21 protein-coding genes and 1 riboswitch are annotated in these 20,629 nt (G+C 38.1%); of the genes, 8 read left to right on the forward strand and 13 right to left on the reverse strand.

From position 1 onward, the window contains the following. Positions 1 to 56: 56 nt before the first annotated feature. Positions 57 to 611: an NADPH-dependent FMN reductase gene (gene ssuE, locus JOC48_RS08095; protein ID WP_204498601.1), complete on the reverse strand. Its 555-nt coding sequence runs from the start codon at positions 609 to 611 to the stop codon at positions 57 to 59. Positions 612 to 727: 116 nt separating this feature from the next. Next, positions 728 to 843, reverse strand: a riboswitch (SAM riboswitch). Positions 844 to 1,256: 413 nt separating this feature from the next. On the opposite strand from ssuE, the gene JOC48_RS08100 reads away from it, so the two are divergent. Then, entirely contained in the window at positions 1,257 to 1,754 is a 498-nt protein-coding gene (locus JOC48_RS08100) for an NfeD family membrane protein (protein WP_476693105.1), read from the forward strand. Between the two features lie 16 nt (positions 1,755 to 1,770). After that, a complete protein-coding gene (locus JOC48_RS08105) occupies positions 1,771 to 3,216 on the forward strand; it encodes a flotillin family protein (protein ID WP_204498603.1) in 1,446 nt (481 codons plus the stop codon). Between the two features lie 64 nt (positions 3,217 to 3,280). On the opposite strand, the gene proC is transcribed toward JOC48_RS08105, so the two are convergent. Continuing rightward, positions 3,281 to 4,081 carry a pyrroline-5-carboxylate reductase gene (gene proC, locus JOC48_RS08110; RefSeq protein ID WP_204498605.1) on the reverse strand — a complete coding sequence of 267 codons (801 nt, stop codon included), beginning with the start codon at positions 4,079 to 4,081 and terminating at the stop codon, positions 3,281 to 3,283. A gap of 227 nt (positions 4,082 to 4,308) precedes the next feature. Here proC and JOC48_RS08115 point away from each other — a divergent pair, with 227 nt between their 5' ends. Then, positions 4,309 to 5,094 carry an ion transporter gene (locus JOC48_RS08115; protein WP_204498607.1) on the forward strand — a complete coding sequence of 262 codons (786 nt, stop codon included), beginning with the start codon at positions 4,309 to 4,311 and terminating at the stop codon, positions 5,092 to 5,094. A gap of 164 nt (positions 5,095 to 5,258) precedes the next feature. Here the strand turns inward: JOC48_RS08115 and JOC48_RS08120 are convergent, their stop codons facing one another. Further along, positions 5,259 to 5,678, reverse strand: coding sequence for an organic hydroperoxide resistance protein (locus tag JOC48_RS08120; protein WP_204498609.1), 420 nt, complete (start codon positions 5,676 to 5,678; stop codon positions 5,259 to 5,261). Between the two features lie 178 nt (positions 5,679 to 5,856). On the opposite strand from JOC48_RS08120, the gene JOC48_RS08125 reads away from it, so the two are divergent. The 4 genes from JOC48_RS08125 (at position 5,857) to JOC48_RS08140 (ending at position 7,972) form a co-directional block, all read left to right on the forward strand. Next, a complete protein-coding gene (locus JOC48_RS08125; RefSeq protein ID WP_204498611.1) occupies positions 5,857 to 6,111 on the forward strand; it encodes a DUF1292 domain-containing protein in 255 nt (84 codons plus the stop codon). Between the two features lies 1 nt (position 6,112). Next, complete coding sequence (locus JOC48_RS08130; protein WP_204498613.1) at positions 6,113 to 6,361, forward strand: hypothetical protein; 249 nt, start codon at positions 6,113 to 6,115, stop codon at positions 6,359 to 6,361. A gap of 173 nt (positions 6,362 to 6,534) precedes the next feature. Next, entirely contained in the window at positions 6,535 to 7,167 is a 633-nt protein-coding gene (locus JOC48_RS08135) for a LysE family transporter (protein ID WP_204498615.1), read from the forward strand. A 91-nt stretch (positions 7,168 to 7,258) separates the two neighbouring features. After that, positions 7,259 to 7,972 carry a YqcI/YcgG family protein gene (locus JOC48_RS08140; RefSeq protein WP_204498617.1) on the forward strand — a complete coding sequence of 238 codons (714 nt, stop codon included), beginning with the start codon at positions 7,259 to 7,261 and terminating at the stop codon, positions 7,970 to 7,972. Between the two features lie 30 nt (positions 7,973 to 8,002). Here the strand turns inward: JOC48_RS08140 and JOC48_RS08145 are convergent, their stop codons facing one another. Then, on the reverse strand, positions 8,003 to 9,373 hold the full coding sequence (locus JOC48_RS08145; protein ID WP_204498619.1) for an amino acid permease: 1,371 nt from the start codon (positions 9,371 to 9,373) through the stop codon (positions 8,003 to 8,005). A gap of 221 nt (positions 9,374 to 9,594) precedes the next feature. Here JOC48_RS08145 and JOC48_RS08150 point away from each other — a divergent pair, with 221 nt between their 5' ends. Continuing rightward, positions 9,595 to 10,761: an iron-containing alcohol dehydrogenase gene (locus JOC48_RS08150; protein WP_204498621.1), complete on the forward strand. Its 1,167-nt coding sequence runs from the start codon at positions 9,595 to 9,597 to the stop codon at positions 10,759 to 10,761. Between the two features lie 52 nt (positions 10,762 to 10,813). Here the strand turns inward: JOC48_RS08150 and ytzI are convergent, their stop codons facing one another. The 9 genes from ytzI to JOC48_RS08195 all read right to left on the reverse strand — a co-directional run bounded on the left by ytzI (position 10,814) and on the right by JOC48_RS08195 (position 20,617). Further along, positions 10,814 to 10,972, reverse strand: a complete 159-nt coding sequence (ytzI, locus tag JOC48_RS08155; RefSeq protein WP_239584251.1) for a YtzI protein — start codon at positions 10,970 to 10,972, stop codon at positions 10,814 to 10,816. Between the two features lie 183 nt (positions 10,973 to 11,155). Further along, positions 11,156 to 12,184, reverse strand: a complete 1,029-nt coding sequence (gene ltaE / locus JOC48_RS08160) for a low-specificity L-threonine aldolase (protein WP_204498623.1) — start codon at positions 12,182 to 12,184, stop codon at positions 11,156 to 11,158. Between the two features lie 187 nt (positions 12,185 to 12,371). After that, complete coding sequence (locus tag JOC48_RS08165) at positions 12,372 to 13,328, reverse strand: nucleoside hydrolase (RefSeq protein ID WP_204498624.1); 957 nt, start codon at positions 13,326 to 13,328, stop codon at positions 12,372 to 12,374. Beyond that, positions 13,325 to 14,269, reverse strand: a complete 945-nt coding sequence (locus JOC48_RS08170) for a nucleoside hydrolase (RefSeq protein WP_204498625.1) — start codon at positions 14,267 to 14,269, stop codon at positions 13,325 to 13,327. Before JOC48_RS08170 ends, JOC48_RS08165 begins: the two co-directional genes overlap by 4 nt. 70 nt (positions 14,270 to 14,339) lie before the next feature. Continuing rightward, positions 14,340 to 15,287 (reverse strand): threonine/serine dehydratase family protein, encoded by a 948-nt coding sequence (locus JOC48_RS08175; RefSeq protein WP_204498626.1) that lies wholly within the window; start codon positions 15,285 to 15,287, stop codon positions 14,340 to 14,342. Between the two features lie 172 nt (positions 15,288 to 15,459). Then, a complete protein-coding gene (locus JOC48_RS08180) occupies positions 15,460 to 17,073 on the reverse strand; it encodes a gamma-glutamyltransferase family protein (protein ID WP_204498627.1) in 1,614 nt (537 codons plus the stop codon). Positions 17,074 to 17,104: 31 nt separating this feature from the next. Then, positions 17,105 to 18,076, reverse strand: coding sequence for an ABC transporter ATP-binding protein (locus JOC48_RS08185; RefSeq protein ID WP_204498628.1), 972 nt, complete (start codon positions 18,074 to 18,076; stop codon positions 17,105 to 17,107). Further along, the gene (locus JOC48_RS08190; RefSeq protein WP_204498630.1) at positions 18,051 to 19,049 is read right to left on the reverse strand and encodes an ABC transporter ATP-binding protein; all 999 of its coding nucleotides are present in this window, start codon (positions 19,047 to 19,049) and stop codon (positions 18,051 to 18,053) included. The genes JOC48_RS08185 and JOC48_RS08190 overlap by 26 nt, the downstream gene beginning before the upstream one ends. Before the next feature lie 8 nt (positions 19,050 to 19,057). Then, positions 19,058 to 20,617, reverse strand: coding sequence for a glutathione ABC transporter substrate-binding protein (locus JOC48_RS08195; protein ID WP_239584253.1), 1,560 nt, complete (start codon positions 20,615 to 20,617; stop codon positions 19,058 to 19,060). Between the last annotated feature and the right edge of the window lie 12 nt (positions 20,618 to 20,629).

Here is a 20,629-nt window from a genome sequence, read left to right on the forward strand (position 1 = left end):
CCCTTGACCAACATTGATTTTTCTATTTTTATCAATGTGTTCGTACCACCTTAAAATTAAGTCAAATATTCTGTCAGTGCTTTTTGTTTGTTTATAAACTGTACAAAGTAATCTAATTGCTTTTCTAATCGTTCAGCTGCTTCTGGATCAGTCACTGGATGCAGTGTATTTGCCTTATCAATTTGATTGTCAAGCAAATAAACCCCTTTTAAATTTTGTCCCTTCAATGAAGCTAACAATGGTTTTAGCGCATACTCAATTGCAAGCAAATGGGCTCCGCTACCACCAGTCATTATCGGAAAAACTGGCGTATCCTGTAAAACATCTTGAGGAAGCAAATCAATCAATGCCTTTAACACACCAGAATAGGAAGCCTTGTAAACTGGTGATCCTATAATGATACCTTTTGCATTCTGTAATGATTGTGCGATATGTTGAATATCCGGACTATCAAATCGGGCATAAAATAAATCCTCCGGCGAAAAATCTCTAACAGATATATTTATCGTTGAGAAACCTTCCTTTTCTAATAAGTCGCTTAAATACCTTAGTACTGATTCCGATCTTGACGGATATGTTGGACTTCCTGACAATAATACAATTTCACTCATTTGAAGTTCTCCCCTCGATTTTAAAAATTAAGTTAATCCAATGATGAAGCCTTATTTTCAGGCACTAAAAAACCTCTTTTCGTCCTTAGGAGAAAAGAGGTAACTGTATTTATCCATTCTTATCTCCCAAGAATATTACTCTATTCTTGCTGGAAGTAGCACCTTTCTGATCCACGTCAGAGGTTGCTGAAGCTTTCATCAGGCCAGTTCCCTCAGCTTCTCTTGATAAGACTCTATTCAATTGTGAATAAGCATAAATCCCTTTTATGGATAAGTCAACAAAAAATTCATCTTACGTGTTCAAGTTTTATTTAAAAATTCTAATTACTTTTCATAATAATAGCAATAGTTATTACTGTCAATGAAAAATTTTAAAGTGCCTTTTAAAAAGGGTCACTCTTGGCTCGTACAATAAAGTGCTATACACCATAAAAGCGTGGTTTATCTGATATAAAATGGTCATCTATTTAAATACCTTCTCGATGAAAAAACATTTCATTTTACTTGATAATACGTCAAATTACTACATTTTTTGCACCTATTTTATTTTATTTACAAAAAAATGGGAACTTTTTAATCGATAAGACGTATACATTACTGTGAACAAATAATGAAAGGGGTTGTGTTTGTATTGTAGCATTAGAAATTTATTGGTGGTTGTTATTTGGAAGCCTGGGTTTCGCAATCATTTCCATCTTTTTAGGAGATATTTTGGAAAGTGTTTTTGATGGCTTATCCGAGTTCCTCAATCCTTTATTATTATTTGGAACATTATCTGTTATTGGTGGATCAGGTGTACTATTAACAAAATATTCCGAATTAAACGGATTGATTGTGTTGCTCTCAAGCGTACTTATTGGAGGAGCTGCCTACTTTCTCATCTATTATTTCATGGTTATACCTATGGCAAATGCTGAATCTTCCACCTCTATTTCCATTAATGATTTAGAAGGAGCAATCGGCGAAGTAATTACAACTATTCCTGCTGATGGAATGGGTGAAGTGTTTATCCAATCACCCAATGGTAGTCGAAATGAAATTGCAAAAAGCTTTGATAAACAGGAGATTAAACAAGGAACAAAGATCCTAGTCATTCAAGTAGAGGATCAAATTTTGTTTGTATCTGAGTTAACAGAATTATAAATTTAGGAGGAGAAAGATGGATTTTCTTATTGTGATAGGTGTAGTGGTCGCTGTACTAGTAGCGTTCGGTATTCTTTTTGCTGCACGTTACAAAACAGTTGGCGCAGATGATGCAATGATTGTGACAGGTAGTTTTTTAGGAAACAAAAATGTACATAAGACGGATGACGGAAGTGGAATAAAAATCGTCCGTGGCGGTGGGGCATTTATTCTACCAATCTTTCAACAAGCGGAGATGATCAGTCTACGTTCTCATAGTTTAGATATCTCTACTCCAAATGTGTACACCGAAAACGGCGTTCCAGTTATGGCTGATGGAACAGCAATTATTAAAGTGCAAAGTACAACAGAAGGAATAGCTACTGCAGGGGAACAGTTTTTAGGGAAGGATAATTCTGAGTTACGTAAAGAAGCACAGGAAGTATTGGAAGGACACCTACGTGCAATCTTAGGTACGATGACAGTCGAAGAGATTTACAAAAATAGAGAAAGATTTGCTCAAGAAGTTCAAACACAAGCAGCCGTTGATTTAAAAAAGATGGGGCTGCAAATTGTTTCATTTACAATCAAAGATGTCCAAGATGAAAATGGTTATTTAGAAGCATTAGGGAAACCTCGAATCGCGGAAGTAAAACGCGATGCTCAAATCGCAGAAGCTAATGCTATGCGTGATGCTCGGATCCAAAAAGCACAAGCAGAACGCGAGAGCCAAGGTGCCGAGTTACTTAGTGAAACTCAAATTGCTGAGTCAACCAAAGATAAGGAATTAAAGGTTGCCGATTATAAACGCGAACAAGATACTGCAAAAGCAGAAGCAGACATGGCATACAAGTTACAAGGTGCCAAGTCGGAGCAGCAAGTTAAACAAGAAGAAATGCAAATCCAATTAGTTGAAAAGAATAAACAAATTGAGATTGACGAAAAAGAAGTGCTTCGTAAGCAACGTCAATATGAAGCAGAGATTTCGAAAAAGGCAGAAGCGGAACGTTATGCAGCTGAGCAACAAGCAGAGGCAGATAAAGTTACTCGTGTGAAAAAAGCAGAGGCAGAAGCAGCACAAATCCGTTTAGACGGGGAAGCAGAAGCAGAAGCAATCCGTCAAAAAGGTTTAGCAGAAGCGGAAGCAAAAGAGAAATTAGCCGATGCAATGGAAAAATACGGAGAAGCAGCAATCTTAGAAATGATTATCAAAATGCTTCCTGAATTTGCTGGTAAAATTGCAGAGCCAATTCAGTCTATTGATAAAGTAACCGTAGTGGATAATGGCAATGGTGAAGGTGATGGTGCTGCAAGAATGAGTAATTACGTCACAAAATTAATGAGCCAGTTGCCAGAAACATTAAAGGATGTATCCGGTGTTGACTTGAAAGGTATGCTAGATCGAGTGGCAGCAAATAGTGAGACAAAAATAAATGATAATTTATCAGTCTCCCAAACCAATAAAACAGAAACAAGTGAGTAGTAAATAAAAGAGGCTGACCCTTTGCTTTTGGGACGGCCTCTTTTCGCTTTCCCTGGGACCTAGTTTATTCATTAACATCCTTGCTCGCTTTTTTGCGACAGGCCTCAACAGCTTCACTTATAACCTCAGTAAAATGATGATAATCCAATACCTGTAAGCCAGCAGCAGTCGATCCTCCAGGTGTCGCCACCTCATCGATTAATTTTTGCGGGCTCTCACCTGTTTTTAGCATGGAAGCTGCACCTAAAATCATTTGGGCTACCATTCTTTTCGCTTGTTCTTCTGTAACACCAGATTGCTTTGCTGAGCTGACCAGTCCTTCTGCTAATTGATAAACAAACGCTGGAGAGCTGCCAGTAATTGCAGTTAGCTGGTGAACCTGGTGTTCCGAAACGATTTCATAGGATCCAATGTTTGTTAACAGTGATTTAATCATTTCCAGCTGTAGTTCGTCCACATGTTGACCAAGAGCACATAAGGTAGAGGATTGTCCAACTTTAGCAGCTGTATTAGGCATCAACCACACAACGGATGTTTGATGAGGCAACCTTTCTTCTAACCAACTAGGCCCAATGCCTGCAGCTACCGTAACAACCAACTGACTTTTTATCCATGGATTCATTTCCGCTATTATGGAAGCATGTACATCTGGAGGTGCTGCCAAAACAATTAAATCCACATTTTCAATAGATTCTTTCCAATTTTCGACTACCCTTACACCGTATGTCTCTTGAACATCCTTTAACCGCTGCTTGTTACCGCTGTTCGTAACAGTAATATTAAAACGCGAGTCGCCCATAAGACTACCAATAATCGCCTGAGCCATCCTTCCAGCACCAACAAATAAAATATTATTTTTCTTCATACAATCACCTTTCCTGCAGTTCAGTTTGCCATCCCCTGTTTCATCTGGATTATCTCATCGTCCCATGGCGGTAATACTATCTCCAATGAAAACTATTTTTTACTCAGCCAATTCTTCCCTCTTCTATCTTTTTGCTTTTCATATTATTATTAAGATTATATGCTTGTAATAACCAATGCAAGCATTTAAAAACTAGTGAAGATAGAGTTAGAAAGGGGAAACAACTAGTGAATGGAATACAATCTAGGTGCTCCAAAATCTCTGAACATCCATTATTTACCAATATTATTATAGGATTTATCTTAATCAACGCTATTATTGTAGGTTTGGAAACCTATTCTTATATTGCAGAGCGCTATGCTCCATGGTTGTATATAGCTGATCGACTTTTACTTTGGATATTTACGATAGAAATAATCATCCGCTTGGTTGGTAGTAAATCTATCGTATCTTTTTTCAAAGATCCATGGAATATCTTTGATTTTATCATCGTTGTTAGCGGTCATATACTCGTAGGAGCATACTATGTTACAGTGCTGCGGATTCTTAGAGTTTTGCGTGTGTTAAGAGCAATCTCAGTAATTCCTTCCCTGCGAAAAATCGTTAATGCACTCTTATCAACGATTCCATCTATGGGAACAATAATGTTACTGTTATGTATCTTTTTTTATATTTACGGTGTCATCGGGACGATGTTATTTCATTCGATCGCACCTGAGTATTTTGGTACATTACACGACTCTTTACTCACGCTATTTCAAGTCGTGACATTGGAATCCTGGGCAAGTGGAGTGATGAGGCCGATCTTAATAGAAAGTCCTGGGACTTGGTGGTTCTTTGTTAGCTTTATCCTGATTGGAACTTTTGTTATTTTTAACTTATTTGTGGGGGTAATTGTTAACAATGTGGAAGATGCCCATAAAGAGGACACTCCTTCACCAACAGACATTAAGCTTGCAGAAGTACAAACAGAGTTACAAGAGATAAAAAGATTACTTGACAAAAACAAGTGATCGACAATTTTAATGAATTTTAAGTCTTGATTGGTTATCTATTCAAACGAGCCATAGCATCCGTTATTTCTTTTATTACGCTGAATGACTTGTTAGTTGAAATTTTATCATTTCTTGACATGTAAAAGACGTGCCCTTCCTTATAAGGAAGGGCACGTCTTTTTTTATACTGCGGCAACTTTCAAATCAACATCAATGTTGCCTCGTGTAGCTTTGGAATAAGGGCAAAAATCATGGGCAGCTTTTGCTAACGATTCTGCTTCTTCCTGGCTAACACCTTTCACTTCCACGTTGAGTGTTACACCAATTTTAAAGCCGTTGTCCGCACTATCCTTAAGTAAGCTTACGTCTGCGGTTACCGAGGAATCAATTTCTTTTTTCTGTCTAGAAGCCATTAAGTTTAGTGCACCATCATAGCATGCTGAATATCCCGCAGCAAATAATTGCTCTGGATTCGAACCCTTTCCGTCTGAATCGCCTGCAGGATTTACTAATTTTAAGTCAATTAAACCATCATCCGATTTAACTTGTCCATCACGGCCACCTTTTGCTGTCGCATGAGATGTGAAAATTACATCACTCATTACTATCACTCCTTCTATAGAAAATTATTCCACTCGCACCTATCTTATATAACTATTCCTTAATATGACAAGGTATAAACCTTATAATCGAAAGTTTTTTCCGAAAAATAAGGAAAGAATAATCTTTAAAAAAACACGAATGCTAAGGTATGTTTAAAAATAGACGAGAGGTGAAAAAATGGAACATAATAATGCTTATGACATCGAGGATACAATTATCTTTGAAGAAGAAGATGGAACAGAAACGGAGTATAATGTAGATGCAATCATTGAGATGAATCAAAAAGAATATGTGCTCTATTCCAATGATGATGAAATGTTAATCAGTGAAGTAGTTAGCGAGAACGACGAAACGTTTTTACAAGAAATAAGTGAGAATGAAGTAGAGCAATTAATTGAAGCTTACGAGAAAGCAATTTCGGAGGATCAATAAATTGCCTGAACAATATTCCGTTGAAGATGCTTTCCAAGCAATGGATCATGCAAAAAGATGGGTAGCAAGGGCTCGTTTTGAACCAAATTATTTTACAGATGCTGAATTCTATTTAAATAAGGCAGAGAATATCTTAATCAATACGCAAACGGAATATGGAAATTTAGAAGAAAAGCATGATTTACAACAGGCTGCAGATTTTTTGCAAACACTGCAAGCCACATACCAATCCATTCAACATAAGTTATAAATAGAAGCAAAACGCATTATCTGTACCAGATAATGCGTTTTCTTTTTTTCATTTATGCTGTTTTTTTAATAATTTTTTAATAAGCATTGAGTCGGGTAAAAGTACAAATTTTTGTTTTATTGGACAACTGTACTGAATACAATGTACAAGCTGTTTAAAAAGGAGAGAGAAATGTGGGAGTATTTTTTAGCTATATTTTTTTAGGATTATCTTTAGCAGCACCCATTGGACCAATCAATGCTGCTCAACTAGATAGAGGGATTAAAAATGGATTTGTACATGCTTGGTTTATTGGCTTAGGGTCTGTTACGGCAGATATTCTACTTATGTTAGCGGTCTTCTTTGGAGTCGTTCACTTTTTAGAAATCCCTTTCATGCAAACCTTCCTTTGGTGTTTTGGCTGTTTTGTTCTTATCTATACTGGTGTAGAAAGCTTATTCAGTGCAAAATACGCGGCTGATACAAATTCAAGAAATATAAATGATTCGTTGGCCAAAACCTTTTTTACAGGCTTTTTCTTAGCGTTATCAAACCCTCTATCTATTCTTTTTTGGTTAGGTATTTATGGATCAGTATTAGCAAAAACAGTAGTAGAATACGATGTAACACATATTGCCCTTTATAGCTGTGCTGTAATTATCGGTCTAGTCATATGGGATTTTACGATGGCTATTGTTGCGAGTAGTTTTCGCAAAATTTTAACAAACAAAGTATTGGTACTTATCTCCGCTTTATCTGGTGTTTCACTGATAGGCTTTGGCTTTTATTTCGGCTATCATGCAACGAAGCTTTTGTTTCACTTTTAGTGCGTAATCAAAATGGAGTTCATTAGCTGCACTAGACTGTCACCCATTATCCCTTTCCCTAATACGCTATAAGGAAAGGGGAAAGATATAGATGCAGCTATTTCAATTAAAAGATTTTAATCCTCCGAATCCGAAACTAAGTAGTTGGATGATCGATGCCTATCATTGCTTTAATGAAAAGCTTACGAATAAAGAAAACAAATTCCCTTGTATTCCCGCAATAGCAGGTTACCAATTAGATCAATTCCGATATGGATTTACAGATGAACTAACAAAAGATACTACATGCAAAGATGTAGCTTCTCTTCTAAGCCATTTTGGGAAAGTTTATAAAGACATAGGAAAATATCCTTCACTTATTTTATTTTTCAACAATGAAAACAAATTAAAAATAAGTGATTATGAAAAGAAATTTTGGAATCTTTTAATTAAAGTAAGTGAACGCGATACGATTGCTTGGCCTAAAGAAATCCCTGAAAACCCGACTCATTCATTATGGGAATTTTGCTTTGAAGGAGAACGATATTTTGTATATACCGCTACTCCAAGTCACCAAAAACGGCAAAGCAGGAGTTTTCCTTATTTTATGCTTGGCATCACGCCACGGTGGGTATTTGATCAATTTCAACTGACAAAAACAGCTCCATCCCTAAAAAAAAGAATAAGGCAGCGGTTAAAAGAATATGATTCGATTGAACCTCATCCGGCTTTAAAATTATACGGGGATTCAGATAACTTTGAGGCAAAGCAATATTTCCTTCGAGATGACCAATCTTCTTTTTCTCAATGTCCATTCCACAAATAGAGGGACTATCCCTGAGCCCCTTTTCTACACCTAAACATCTTCATGTTTTTTAAACAAGGAAGTAGGACCATGTTTTTCTTCTTTTCCCTTCCACTTATTGCGCATCATATAAGTGACTAAAGCAATTAAAACAAGGAAAGCCAAGCTAACGAAAAATCCAGGTCTGCTAGATTTGTCGAATAACGTGCCTGAAACAGCTGCGATAATTAATAATACACCAACCCATTGTTTTAGATGTCCAAAGGCATGAGATTTTATAAGTTTTCCAAACGAAAATAAAATAAATAACCAAGTATAAAGTAACATTAAACCTGCTGCAGTAGTAAAGTATTCAAATATTTTGTCTGGAACTAACAAAGAAACAACAATCGAAATCACTAGTCCGGTAACAGTAAGACCCAATGCTCGAAAAGGAATATTATGTTTGCTTGTTCTTGAAAAAAACCCAGGTGCATCCCCATCTTTTGATAAGGTAACTAAAATCGTTGTAATTGCATAAAGAGAGGCAACCATTGTTGAGAAACCAGCAATCACCAATGCTCCATTAAAAAGATGTGGGACAAAATTCAATTGATAGCCGGCTAAAGCTGTTATAAATGGACTGTCTTCCGTAGTAAATTTATTCCATGGCACTAAATAAACAGCCAGTGCTAATGAAAGAACATAAATAGTAGCTAACGTAAATAACATAGCACTTCCAGCTTTAGGAGCTTGTTTTGGGTCTTTAAGGTCATTAGCCATAATACCCATCACTTCAATCCCTCCAAAAGCGTAAAAGGCATAAATCATTGCAGTCCAAAAGCCTAGCCAACCATTTGGGAAAATATCACCATAATGAAGGGCAAAGGATCGGTCTGGCGCTTTACCATCTAACACTCCGAAAATAGCTAACGTAGCAATGATAATAAACATTAAAATAGCAGCTACTTTAACAACAGCAGACACGTTTTCAAATTTTTCAAACCCACTAATACCAGTTAATAAAACAATAATTCCTAATACCCCATAAATAGATGCAAAAATCCAAAGTTCAATATTCGGAAACCAAAATTTTGAAAAAAGTCCTAGTGCAGTTAATTGACTCCCCATTATAAGTAGTTCTGATGACCAGTACACCCAGCCATTACTAAAACCAGCCCATCGTCCGAATGCTTTTTTCGCATACGACCGAAAAGAACCTTGCTCTGGATGCTTAGCGGTCATTTTTGCAAGAGAATCAAATACAATATAGGTACTTAAGGCAGCTAATAAAAAAGCAAAAATTGCCGATGGTCCAGCTTGCTTAAATGCAATACTTGATCCTAAAAAGAACCCCGTACCAATAATGGAGCCAATACCAACAAGTGAAAGCTGCCACCAGGATAAATGTTTATCTGATGCACTCTCTTGTTTATTAGCCATACAAATTCCTCCCTGATTAATCTCGGTTAGTCTGAGAAAAATAGCAGGAATTTATACTTTTTTCATGCCTATCTATAGTTATTTTCCCCTTCTTTCATCTATACGAAAAAGATATTTTTATCTACATAACCGCTATATTATAAACTCATCCTATAAGGAGTGTTAATTGCTTTACAATATGATAGAAACTTGCCATATTAAAAAGAGGAGGTTGATAATACATGCAAAATTTTACATATTATAATCCAACAAAATTAATTTTTGGAAAAGGCCAGCTTGATCAGCTAGTAGAAGAGGTACCAAAATACGGGAACAAAGTATTGATGGTATATGGTGGCGGTAGTATTAAACGAAATGGTTTATATGATGACGTTCAATCCATATTAAAAAAGATTGGCGCTGAAGTATTTGAACTCGGTGGTGTAGAACCAAACCCTCGTGTTACAACAGCAAGGAAAGGTATAGACATCTGTAAAACGGAAGGTATCGAATTCATCCTTGCTGTTGGCGGCGGTAGTACAATAGACTGCACAAAAGCGATAGCTGCTGGTGCAAAGTCTGAGCATGATATATGGGACATCGTTACGAAAAAAGCATCCGCTGAAGATGCACTGCCCTTCGGAACGGTGCTCACGTTAGCTGCTACAGGATCTGAAATGAATCCTGGCTCTGTCATAACCAATTGGGAAACGAACGAAAAACATGGATGGGGTAGCCCTCATACATATCCTCGTTTTTCCATTTTAGATCCAGTAAACACATTTACGGTTCCACGTGATCAAACAGTGTACGGAATCGTTGATATGATGTCACATGCATTCGAACATTATTTCCATCATGAAACAAATACCTTGCTTCAGGATCGCATGGTAGAAGCAATTTTGCGCACAGTTATCGAAACCGCACCAAAGCTCTTAGAGAATCTGGACAGCTATGATCATAGAGCAACTATTCTTTACAATGGCACCATGGCATTAAACGGAATGGTAAGCATGGGCTATCATGGAGATTGGGCAACACATAATCTTGAACATGCAGTTTCTGCCGTCCATGATATTCCTCATGGCGGAGGCCTTGCGATTATTTTCCCACATTGGATGGAATATTCAATTGACGAAAACGTGAATCGCTTTAAGCAATTGGCAGTACGTGTCTTTGATGTAAATCCAGAAGGAAAATCTGATCGCGAGGTAGGCCTAGAAGGTATCAAGAAGCTACGCGAATTTTGGAATAGCATTGGGGCACCTTCACGTTTGGCTGACTATCATATCGATGAAACGACTGTTGATTTGATGGCTGAAAAAACTGTTGTTGCGAATCCTTCCTTTGGTAATTTTAAAAAATTAGAAAAAGAAGATGCCGCCGCAATTTTCAAGGCTAGTTTGTAATAGGAAAGAAGGCAATCTCAAGCATGTGCGAGATTGCCTCTTTTTATATGTTCTACTCTTGTCTTTCCTTCTGATTTGAACCCTCATCGTCTTTCGGCAAAGGATCAACCGTTTGCTTATATGCATAGCCTTTATTTATAGTCATGATAGACAGGCCTAATACGAGTAAAGTAATTACTACACAAACGACAATAACAACAAACATAACCATTGATTTTACTCCTCATCTATCCTAATTCTTTGTTCATACATTTAAATGGCATATCAATAGGATAACGGTTAATCGTCCATGAAACAAGCACCTTTATCACCACAATCCTTGAAGGTGTATATGTTATATTCTTTTTTCTTGAAAAAAAACATGAGCTTGAACATAAGCTCATGTTTTCTACTATTATATTTCATTAACTAGTTGCTGTACTGCCAGCAACGCTTGATCGATATCATCCTTTGTTACACCATAATTTGTAACAAATCGAACCGTTGATGGTCCAAATGGAACAGCAAGTACCCCTTTATTTTTTAGTTCCTTTAAGAATGAGTCAGAAGTAAATCCAGCTTTTTCCACATTAACTAAAAGGATATTTGTTTCTACGTTATTTTCCACCACTAAACCACTAATGTTAGCTAGTCCTTCGGCTAAATAGTTAGCATTATGATGATCGTCTGCTAACCTTTCTACGTTTTCCTGTAAAGCGATTAACCCTGGAGCTGCAATAACACCAGCTTGTCTTAGACCTCCACCAAGTCGTTTTCTCCACTTTCTAGCCTTTTTAATAAACGGTTTCGATCCTGCAATAATTGATCCAACTGGTGCACCTAATCCTTTGGATAGACAAAACTGAACAGTGTCTGTATAACTTGCATATTCCTTTAAAGAAATACCAGAGGCTACTGATGCATTAAATAACCTCGCTCCATCAAGATGAACTGCAATATCTTTTTCTTTTGCAAGTTTATAAATTTCCTGCATATTCTCTAATGGTAATATTGCTCCTCCTGCCTTGTTATGCGTGTTTTCAAAACAAATCATCGTCGTATCAGGGAAATGGATATCTTCCGTGCGTATAGCTGCAGCTACATCCTGAGGATCCATCGCCCCTCTCACACCCTGTATTGGTCGAGGCTGAACGCCTGCAAAAGCAGAGATGGCAGCACCTTCAAAAAGATAAATGTGTGCATTTGCTTCTAAAATCACCTCATCACCAGGTCTGCAATGGGTTAAAGCAGCTATTTGGTTGCCTTGAGTTCCGCTAGTTACAAATAATGCCGCTTCTTTTCCTAGCATTTCAGCAGCTGTTTCTTCTAGTTTATTAACTGTTGGATCTTCACCATATACGTCATCACCAACCTCTGCTTCATAAGCTGCCTTTCTCATAGCTTCTGTTGGCTTTGTTACTGTATCACTTCGTAAGTCTATCACGTGTTGTCCCCCCAAAAAAATAAGATAAATTAATTCTACTATAAAAGAAAACATAGGAACACTAACTAGTTTAATTGCCATTTTTTACAATTATCGTAAAAAATAAGAATTTTATGGTTTGTTAACGTGCAAGAAAGTAAAAATCGACCCGCACCTCTCATCCTCGTGGGGTCGATTCCCTAAAACTCTATTCAATCGCCTTCAACACTTCTAATAAAGTCTGTTTAAATCCGTCTCGATCGACTTTCTCACATACTCTTACATTCGGTTCTTTCTCAAACCTACCATTCATATCAACAACACTGTACCCTCTTGTCCATTTACCTTTCGTCTCCACGTCAACAAAATACTTTCCTGACTCAAGCATGAGCTCTTCCCTTGATGCAACAGCCATTAACAACGCATCTGGATGTGTCGTTCCATTTAGTTTATGTACGTTTTTGTTAAATTCTTTTACGACTTTATTCACAGCCATAAAAAACTGTGATCCAGCTGTATCCAGCGCTCGTATATCTTGGTGGTCACTGTCATCCATCACTGAATATTGCACACACATTTCCCATCCGACCATTGTAATAGGAATACCTGAATTTAATACAATGGTTGCTGCCTCTGGATCTACATAAAAGTTGTATTCGGCTGCGGGGGTTATATTTCCCAGGTAATTGTTCGTACCTCCCATGATAAAAAGGTGGGGAATCTTTGGTACAATAGTCGGATCTTTTTTAATCGCCATCGCAATATTCGTTAGTGGAGCAATCGCAAGCAGGTTGATTTCTCCTGGATTTTCATGGACTTTTTCAATCAAAAAATCTATTGCATGCTTGGATTCAGGTCGCTGTTTAGACTTTGGGAAATTTGCCCCTCCCATGCCATCAGACCCATGGACATCCTCAACCGTACGATGAGTAGAGGTTCCCACTTGCATGATAGGACCTTCATACCCTTTAAAAATAGGAACTTGTCCACCTTTACCAGCAACCTGAACCGTATATAGTGCATTCTCCACCTGCTGATCAAACTGGACATTTCCTCCTGTTATCATAATTCCTTCTACATCGAAAAAATGCAGCGCAGTTAAAATGGCGATTGTATCATCCCCAGCCGTGTCCGTATCAATGATTACCCGCTTTTTCTCTGTCATTTTCTTTCCACCTTTTGAGCAAGATTCGTAATGTAATCGAAAAATGCTTCTGCTTTTACATCATACACAACACTTACTTCTCGCCCATTTTCTGAAAGAGCCGTTTTTCCTTGGCTCGGTACTTCTGTTATTACAGAGCTTTTGACTGTTTTAGATGTAACAAGCTCTGGCTTTCCAACGGATGCAGTTGTTAAGACATCCCAAAGAAAATAAGTGGAATTGGTTTCCATATGAACAAGCGGTGGAACCGCCGCATAGCATTGTCCGAGGAAATCAACCCCTTCATGTTTTCGTAAAGACGCCCAGCGATTTCGCACATCAAGGGTTAACGGTACCTGTTGTGTACTTTCGAGTGCAACCATCTCAATCGTAAGGCCACTAGCCCAAACCCGTTGAACAGCAGCCGGGTCCCAAAACGCATTCCACTCAGCTGTACCGTCATGTTCTGGCTCCTGTACATTTCCAACCTCTTGAAACGTACCGCCCATCCAGATTAGCTTCTCTATGTTGTCTTCAATTTCTGGCGCTTCATCTAAAGCCCTTGCTAAATCGGTTAATGGTCCCGTAAAAAGAAGTGTAACTTTTTCATCACTGTTTCTTAACTTTTCAATCATATGTTTGTGTGCGAATAAATCACTTAATGGTGCATCCATTTTTCCACTCTCATTAAGTATTGGTAGTGCATCCACAACAAATGTGTGCAATCTCCAATCACTAGGGAACGGATTTTCCCCGCGAGAATTAGACTTAGCCACTTCAATTGGATAGGAACTAAATCGATCAATAATTTTTCTGCTTGCGTTGGCTCCTGGCTCTAAATAGCCATCTGCAGGTAAAACAGATACACCAATCACTTCAATATCTTCCATTTGTGTTAATAAAAATAACGAAACTAAATCATCGATTCCTGCGTCATGATTAAAATAAACCTTTTTTGTCATTATGTAGTCTCCTTCACGTAATTAACTATTTACATCCTATTACATATAAAGAGTAAAATTCAAACGAGTTTTACTGAATCAAATCCTGTAAAGCTTTTAAATCAACATTTCCTCCCGATACAACTGCTACCACCTTTTTATTCTGTACTGCTAGCTTCCTTGATAAAACAGCAGCAATGGAAACAGCACTTGATGGCTCGATTACTTGCTTCATTCTTTCCATCACAAACCTGCATGCAGCTTTTATTTCTTCCTCTGATACTAACACAAGGTCATCCAAATGCTTCAACAAGATAGGAAATGTGACATCTCCTGGTTGTGAGGTACGCAGCCCATCAGCGATTGTTAACGTAGGTGGGATAGCTGTAATCTGCTTGTTTTGAAGAGATAAATAGGTGTCATTTGCTGTTTCCGGCTCAACTCCAATCACTTTTACTTTTGGATTTAGTTGTTTTACGGCAGATAGTATCCCAGATATTAGTCCACCACCGCCCACCGGAACTATAATAACGTCTACATCTGGTAATTGCTCGATAATTTCTAACCCAACAGTTCCTTGTCCAGCAATGATGTAAGAATCATCATACGGTGGGATATATGTACCTCCTGCCTCTTCTGCAAGTGCTATTGCTTTTGGAATACGCTCAGCTGAAGTTGTCCCACATTTTACAATTTTTCCGTTGTATGCTTCGATAGCATCAAGCTTGGCCGGATTCGCATCTTCCGGGACCACGATTGTTGCTGGTACATTTAATTGATTGGCAATGTAAGCAACTGCCTGGCCATGATTTCCGGATGAGGCAGCCGTTATATACTTTGCACCATCCAGTACTGCTTGCTTTACTTTATTCGTTGCTCCACGGATTTTAAATGCACCCGTTTTCTGCAAATGCTCTGATTTTAGTGAAACACGATTGCCACTTCTTTCATTTAATTGCTCAGAGGTTAGTAGAGGTGTTCGGTGAGCAATGTCCTTTATTGCTTCGCTGGCTTTCTTTATATCGGTTAATGGTATCATGTTCAAATTCGCTCCTTTTTACTATTCGACCACACTTTGAAACTTTAGCCTATAACTTCTGAAATTACAATAAAAAGACTGCCCCAGCAGTCAGTATTCACCAACTTATGGGACAGCCTTTTTTCAACTCATGAAAAAATTCTTTCTATGATATAGATTAAATTTCAAATCATCAATAAGATGCTATTGTTCCATCCGTTCGAGCTTCGGTTCCTCCATATAGAGTACCAGTTTGATTATCTCTAATAATCATTTGCCCTCTGCCGAAATGGCCTGATTCTAACTCCACTTGGATTTGATGACCTTTTCGAACTAGCGCCTCAGCTATATGGGTAGGAAAATGGGGTTCAACCATTATTTTCTTATCTTTTACCCATTGCCATCTAGGCGCATCTAAAGAAGCTTGTGGGTTTAAGCCAAAATCAATTAAATTAGATACGACCTGTAAATGCCCTTGTGGTTGCATGAACCCGCCCATCACTCCAAATGGACCAACAGCTTGATCATCTTTCGTCAAAAAGCCTGGGATAATTGTGTGGTACGTTCGCTTTCCACCTTCAAGAGCGTTATCGTGTTCTCGGTCAAGGGAGAAATTGTGGCCTCTATTTTGAAGAGCAATTCCTGTACCTGGTACAACCAAACCAGAGCCGAATCCCATGTAGTTACTTTGAATAAAAGAAACCATATTGCCTTCATTATCTGCAGTAGCTAAATATACCGTGCCACCTTTAGGAGGATTACCTGGTTCAGGAGAAATTGCTTGATCACCAATTAACGTTCTGCGTTGCTCTGCATAATCGTCTGATAACAGATTTTCTACCGAATGGGACATATGTTTCTCTTCGGTAATATATTTTTTACCATCTTCAAAGGCTAACTTCATCGCTTCCATTTGTTTATGGTACGTTGCTACGGATTCTTTTTCTGTTAGCTGATAACCTTTTAATGTGTTTAATGCCATTAACGCAATAAGACCCTGACCATTCGGAGGAATCTCCCACACATCATAACCACGATAATTAACGGAAATTGGATCGACCCATTCAGGCTTAAACTTAGTTAAATCTTCTTTTTTCAAAAACCCGTTATACTTCTCGGAAAAGTCAGCGATTTTATCTGCTATTTCTCCTTTATAAAAGGATTCTGCTTTTGTTTCCGCAATGGATCGAAGTGTTTGTGCATGGCCTGGTGACTTCCATACTTCTCCTACCTTTGGTGCTTCTCCATTTGGAGCAAAGGTTTCAAACCAATGCTTAAATTCATCATCTGTTAAAATTTCTTTGAATTTTTTTACAGCTCCATTCCAAAACTTACTTAAAACTGGAGATAATGGATAACCGTTTTCTGCATAATCAATAGCCGGTTGAAGAACCTCTGTTAATGGAAGTTTTCCAAATTGCTCTGACAATTCTGCCCATGTACCCGGAGCTCCCGGTACAGTTACTGGAATCCAACCGAACTTTGGGATTTCCTCATAGCCTTGCTCTTTTACCTTTTCAATCGAAATATCTTGTGGAGATGGACCACTACCGTTAAGTCCATGCAATTTACCCTTCGTCCAAACAAGCGCAAATGCATCTCCACCAATACCATTAGAAGTTGGCTCAACAACCGTTAATGCCGCTGCAGTTGCAATTGCAGCATCAATCGCATTTCCACCTTTTTTTAAAATATCCAACCCAGCTTGTGCTGCAAGTGGTTGAGAGGTAGCAACCATCCCTTTGTTTGCAACTGACGTCATCCGCTGGGACGGATATGGATAACTCAAGTTGTCAAAATCTATCATACTGGCGACTCCTTTCTACTAAAACCATCACTTACACTTCATGACAAGCAACAAAATGGCCATCTTCCACTTCACGCCATTCCGGTCTCTCTTGTTTACATTGCTCTGTTGCTAATGGGCACCGAGTATGAAATGGACAACCCTTCGGATAGTTCGATGGGTTAGGTAAATCTCCTTCTAATCGAATGCGCTCTTTTTTTCTGCCAGGAATAGGTCGTGGAATAGCAGATAACAATGCTTTCGTATAAGGATGTAACGGATTTTTATAAAGTTGATCGGATGTTGCTAATTCAGCAGTTGCACCTAAATACATTACTAAAACCCGATCGCAAACGTGCCTTACTACACCTAAGTCATGGGAAATAAATAAATAAGTCAGCTGATGTGATTGTTGTAATTTTTTCAGCAATTTAATAATTTGTGCTTGAACAGATACATCCAATGCAGATACAGCTTCATCACACACAATAAAAGATGGATTTAAAGCTATCGCACGTGCTATTCCAATACGTTGACGTTGTCCGCCACTAAATTCATGCGGGTATCTTTCATAGTACTCTTCTTTAAGTCCTACTTCGTTTAGCAATGCCTTTACTCGCTTGACTCTCTCTTTCTTCGACAAGTCTGTGTGAATAATGAATGCTTCTTCCAACGCATCTCCTATTCGTTGACGGGGATTCAGGGATGCATAAGGATCCTGAAAAATCATCTGCATTTCCCTCTTGAATTTTTTCAATTTCCGTTCAGATAATCCACCAATTTCTTCTCCCCGAAACGAAATGGATCCATCCGTTAAATCTTCTAATCCAAGCACAGTTCGTCCAAAAGTGGACTTACCACAACCAGATTCACCTACAACACCCAATGTTTCCCCTTCATATACATCGATACTAACATTTTCTACTGCTTGAACATTTCCTATTGTTCGTTTTAATAGACCACTTTTAATAGGAAAATATTTTTTTACGTTTTTTACTTCAAGAAGTGGCTGTTGATTTGTCATTTTCAGTCACCTCCTGTTGTAGCCAACATTTTGATTGATGCGTCTCTGAAACAGAAAATATCGGTGGTGATTGCTCCCGACACTGGTCTGTTGCTAATGGGCACCTTTTATGGAATCTACATCCATCTATTTTTTCATTAATATTTGGCAGGGATCCAGAAATAGACTCTAATTGATGGAATTCATCGTCTACATTCGGAACGGACGCAAGTAATCCCTTCGTATACGGGTGCTTTGGTGCATTAAAAACTTCTTCAACCTCACCAACTTCCACCACTTCTCCTGCATACATGACCATTACACGATCTGCTATTTCAGCTACTACTCCCATATCATGCGTAACAAAAATAACACCCATGTCCAATTCCTGCTTTAAATCATCAATTAAATCTAGTATTTGAGCTTGGATCGTTACATCTAGTGCTGTTGTTGGCTCATCAGCAATTAATAAGGAAGGTTTACATGCTAATGCCATTGCAATCATAACGCGTTGACGCATTCCCCCACTGAGTTCATGAGGATATTGTTTAAGCCTTTTTTTAGGATCCGGTATACCTACTTGGTTTAATAGGTCAAGTGCTTTCACATCTGCTTCACGCTTAGACATGTTTCTATGAATCATCAATGGCTCACGTAATTGATAACCAATCGTGAAAACTGGATTTAATGCTGTCATCGGTTCTTGGAAAATCATCGACATTTTATTTCCACGTAAACGTCGTAATTCTTCCTCCGTTTTTGATGTTAATTCTTCATCGTTAAGTTTAATAGACCCACTTGAGATACTGCCATTGGAAGGAAGCAGTCCCATTAACGATAGCGATGTAATACTTTTACCACACCCAGATTCTCCTACGATACAAAGTGTTTCTCCTTTATTAACCGAAAATGATATCCCCCGAACAGCGGTGAGATTATCCTCAGCTGTTCGGAATTGGGTTACCAAATTATTTACTTGAAGTAACTGTTCCATTTCATTACCTACTCTCTACTAACATTATAGAGTGACCATTTTCCTGTTGGGTCCATTTCTAAGCCTTTCACACTGCTATCAAATGCTGCTGATACTACACCGTGATTCATTGGAATCCATACCGCATCTTGAACGGCGATCATGTTTGCTTCATGAAGCTTTTCAAGACGTACTTCCTGATCTACGATATTACGAGATTCATTTACAAGTTTATCAAATTCAGGATTGTTGTAACCCATTCTGTTAGATGCTCCGATGTTATCTGAATGAAGGTTTGGATATAGTAGCTCACTACCGTCACCAGTACTGTTAGTCCAACCTAAGAATGTCATGTCAAAGTTACCCTCGAGCGTTGTATCTAAGAATGTACCCCATTCCATTGATTCAATCTCAACATTAAGACCCACTTCTGTAAGCTGTGCTTGTACAATTTCAGCCATCTTCATGTAGCTTCCTGTGTTAGCTGCTAATAACGTAATTGTTTCATCTGCAAATCCATTTTCTTCGATAATTTGCTTCGCTTTTTCTACATCTAAATCATAGCCAGCATCTGCTGCTTCTTCTTTATATCCGAATACTTTTGGACCAATGATACTATCGTTTTGTACTCCTAAACCTTTTAACTGATCTACATATGCTTGTGTATCTACCGCATGTGCTACAGCTTTACGGAATTCCAGGTTGCTGAATGGTTCTTTAGCCATGTTAAATCCAAGATAATAAACAGGAGTTCCTTCTTTTTTCTGAATGTCCACATTCTGAATCGATTCAAGTCTGGATAAATGTTCAGATGGAATTTTATCAATAAACTGTACTTCACCAGTTTCTAACATAGAAACAGCTGTTGAATATTCAGGAACAACTTTTAGTGTAACTGTTTCAAGTGTTGGTGCTCCCTGCCAATAATCTTCATTTCTCTTCAATGTTACGTGATCACCTTGAACCCACTCTTCAAATACGAATGGTCCAGTACCTGTAGGGTTTTCAGTGTTAATGTCACCTTCTTGGTCTGCTGTCGGACTAACAATGGCAGCATTGTTATGAGATAACGCAGCTAATAGTGGACCATAAGGATATTTCGTATTAATAACTACTGTGTATTCGTCTTGTACTTCAACAGATTCAATTGGCTCTAATAAAGATGCGCGAGGTGCAGCTCTTTCTGGATCAATAAATTGTTCGAATGTATATTTTACAGCTTCTGCGTTAAAATCTGTTCCATCGTGGAATTTAATACCTTCTTTTAACTTGATTACCCAAGTAGTTTCATCTGGTGTTTCATAAGATTCTGCTAAGTGTGGAACAACTTCCATCGTTTCTGAATCTCTAACAAACAACGTTTCATAGATTTGACCAATCATACTAGTTGAAACATTATCATTCGTATCAATTGGAGACAACCCTACGATATCTGACACGGAAGCGTAAGTAAGCTCTTGAGCTACATCACTTTCTCCATTACCTTCACCATCAGTAGTTTCTCCATCTGCTGTATTACTGCTACAACCAGCTACAACGATTACTAGAAGTAGTAGTGAACTTAACCAAAGTTTCATTTTGTTATTCATTGTAGTAAATTC

This window comes from Aquibacillus albus, assembly GCF_016908325.1.
Classification (GTDB): Bacteria; Bacillota; Bacilli; order Bacillales; family Amphibacillaceae; genus Aquibacillus_A; species Aquibacillus_A albus.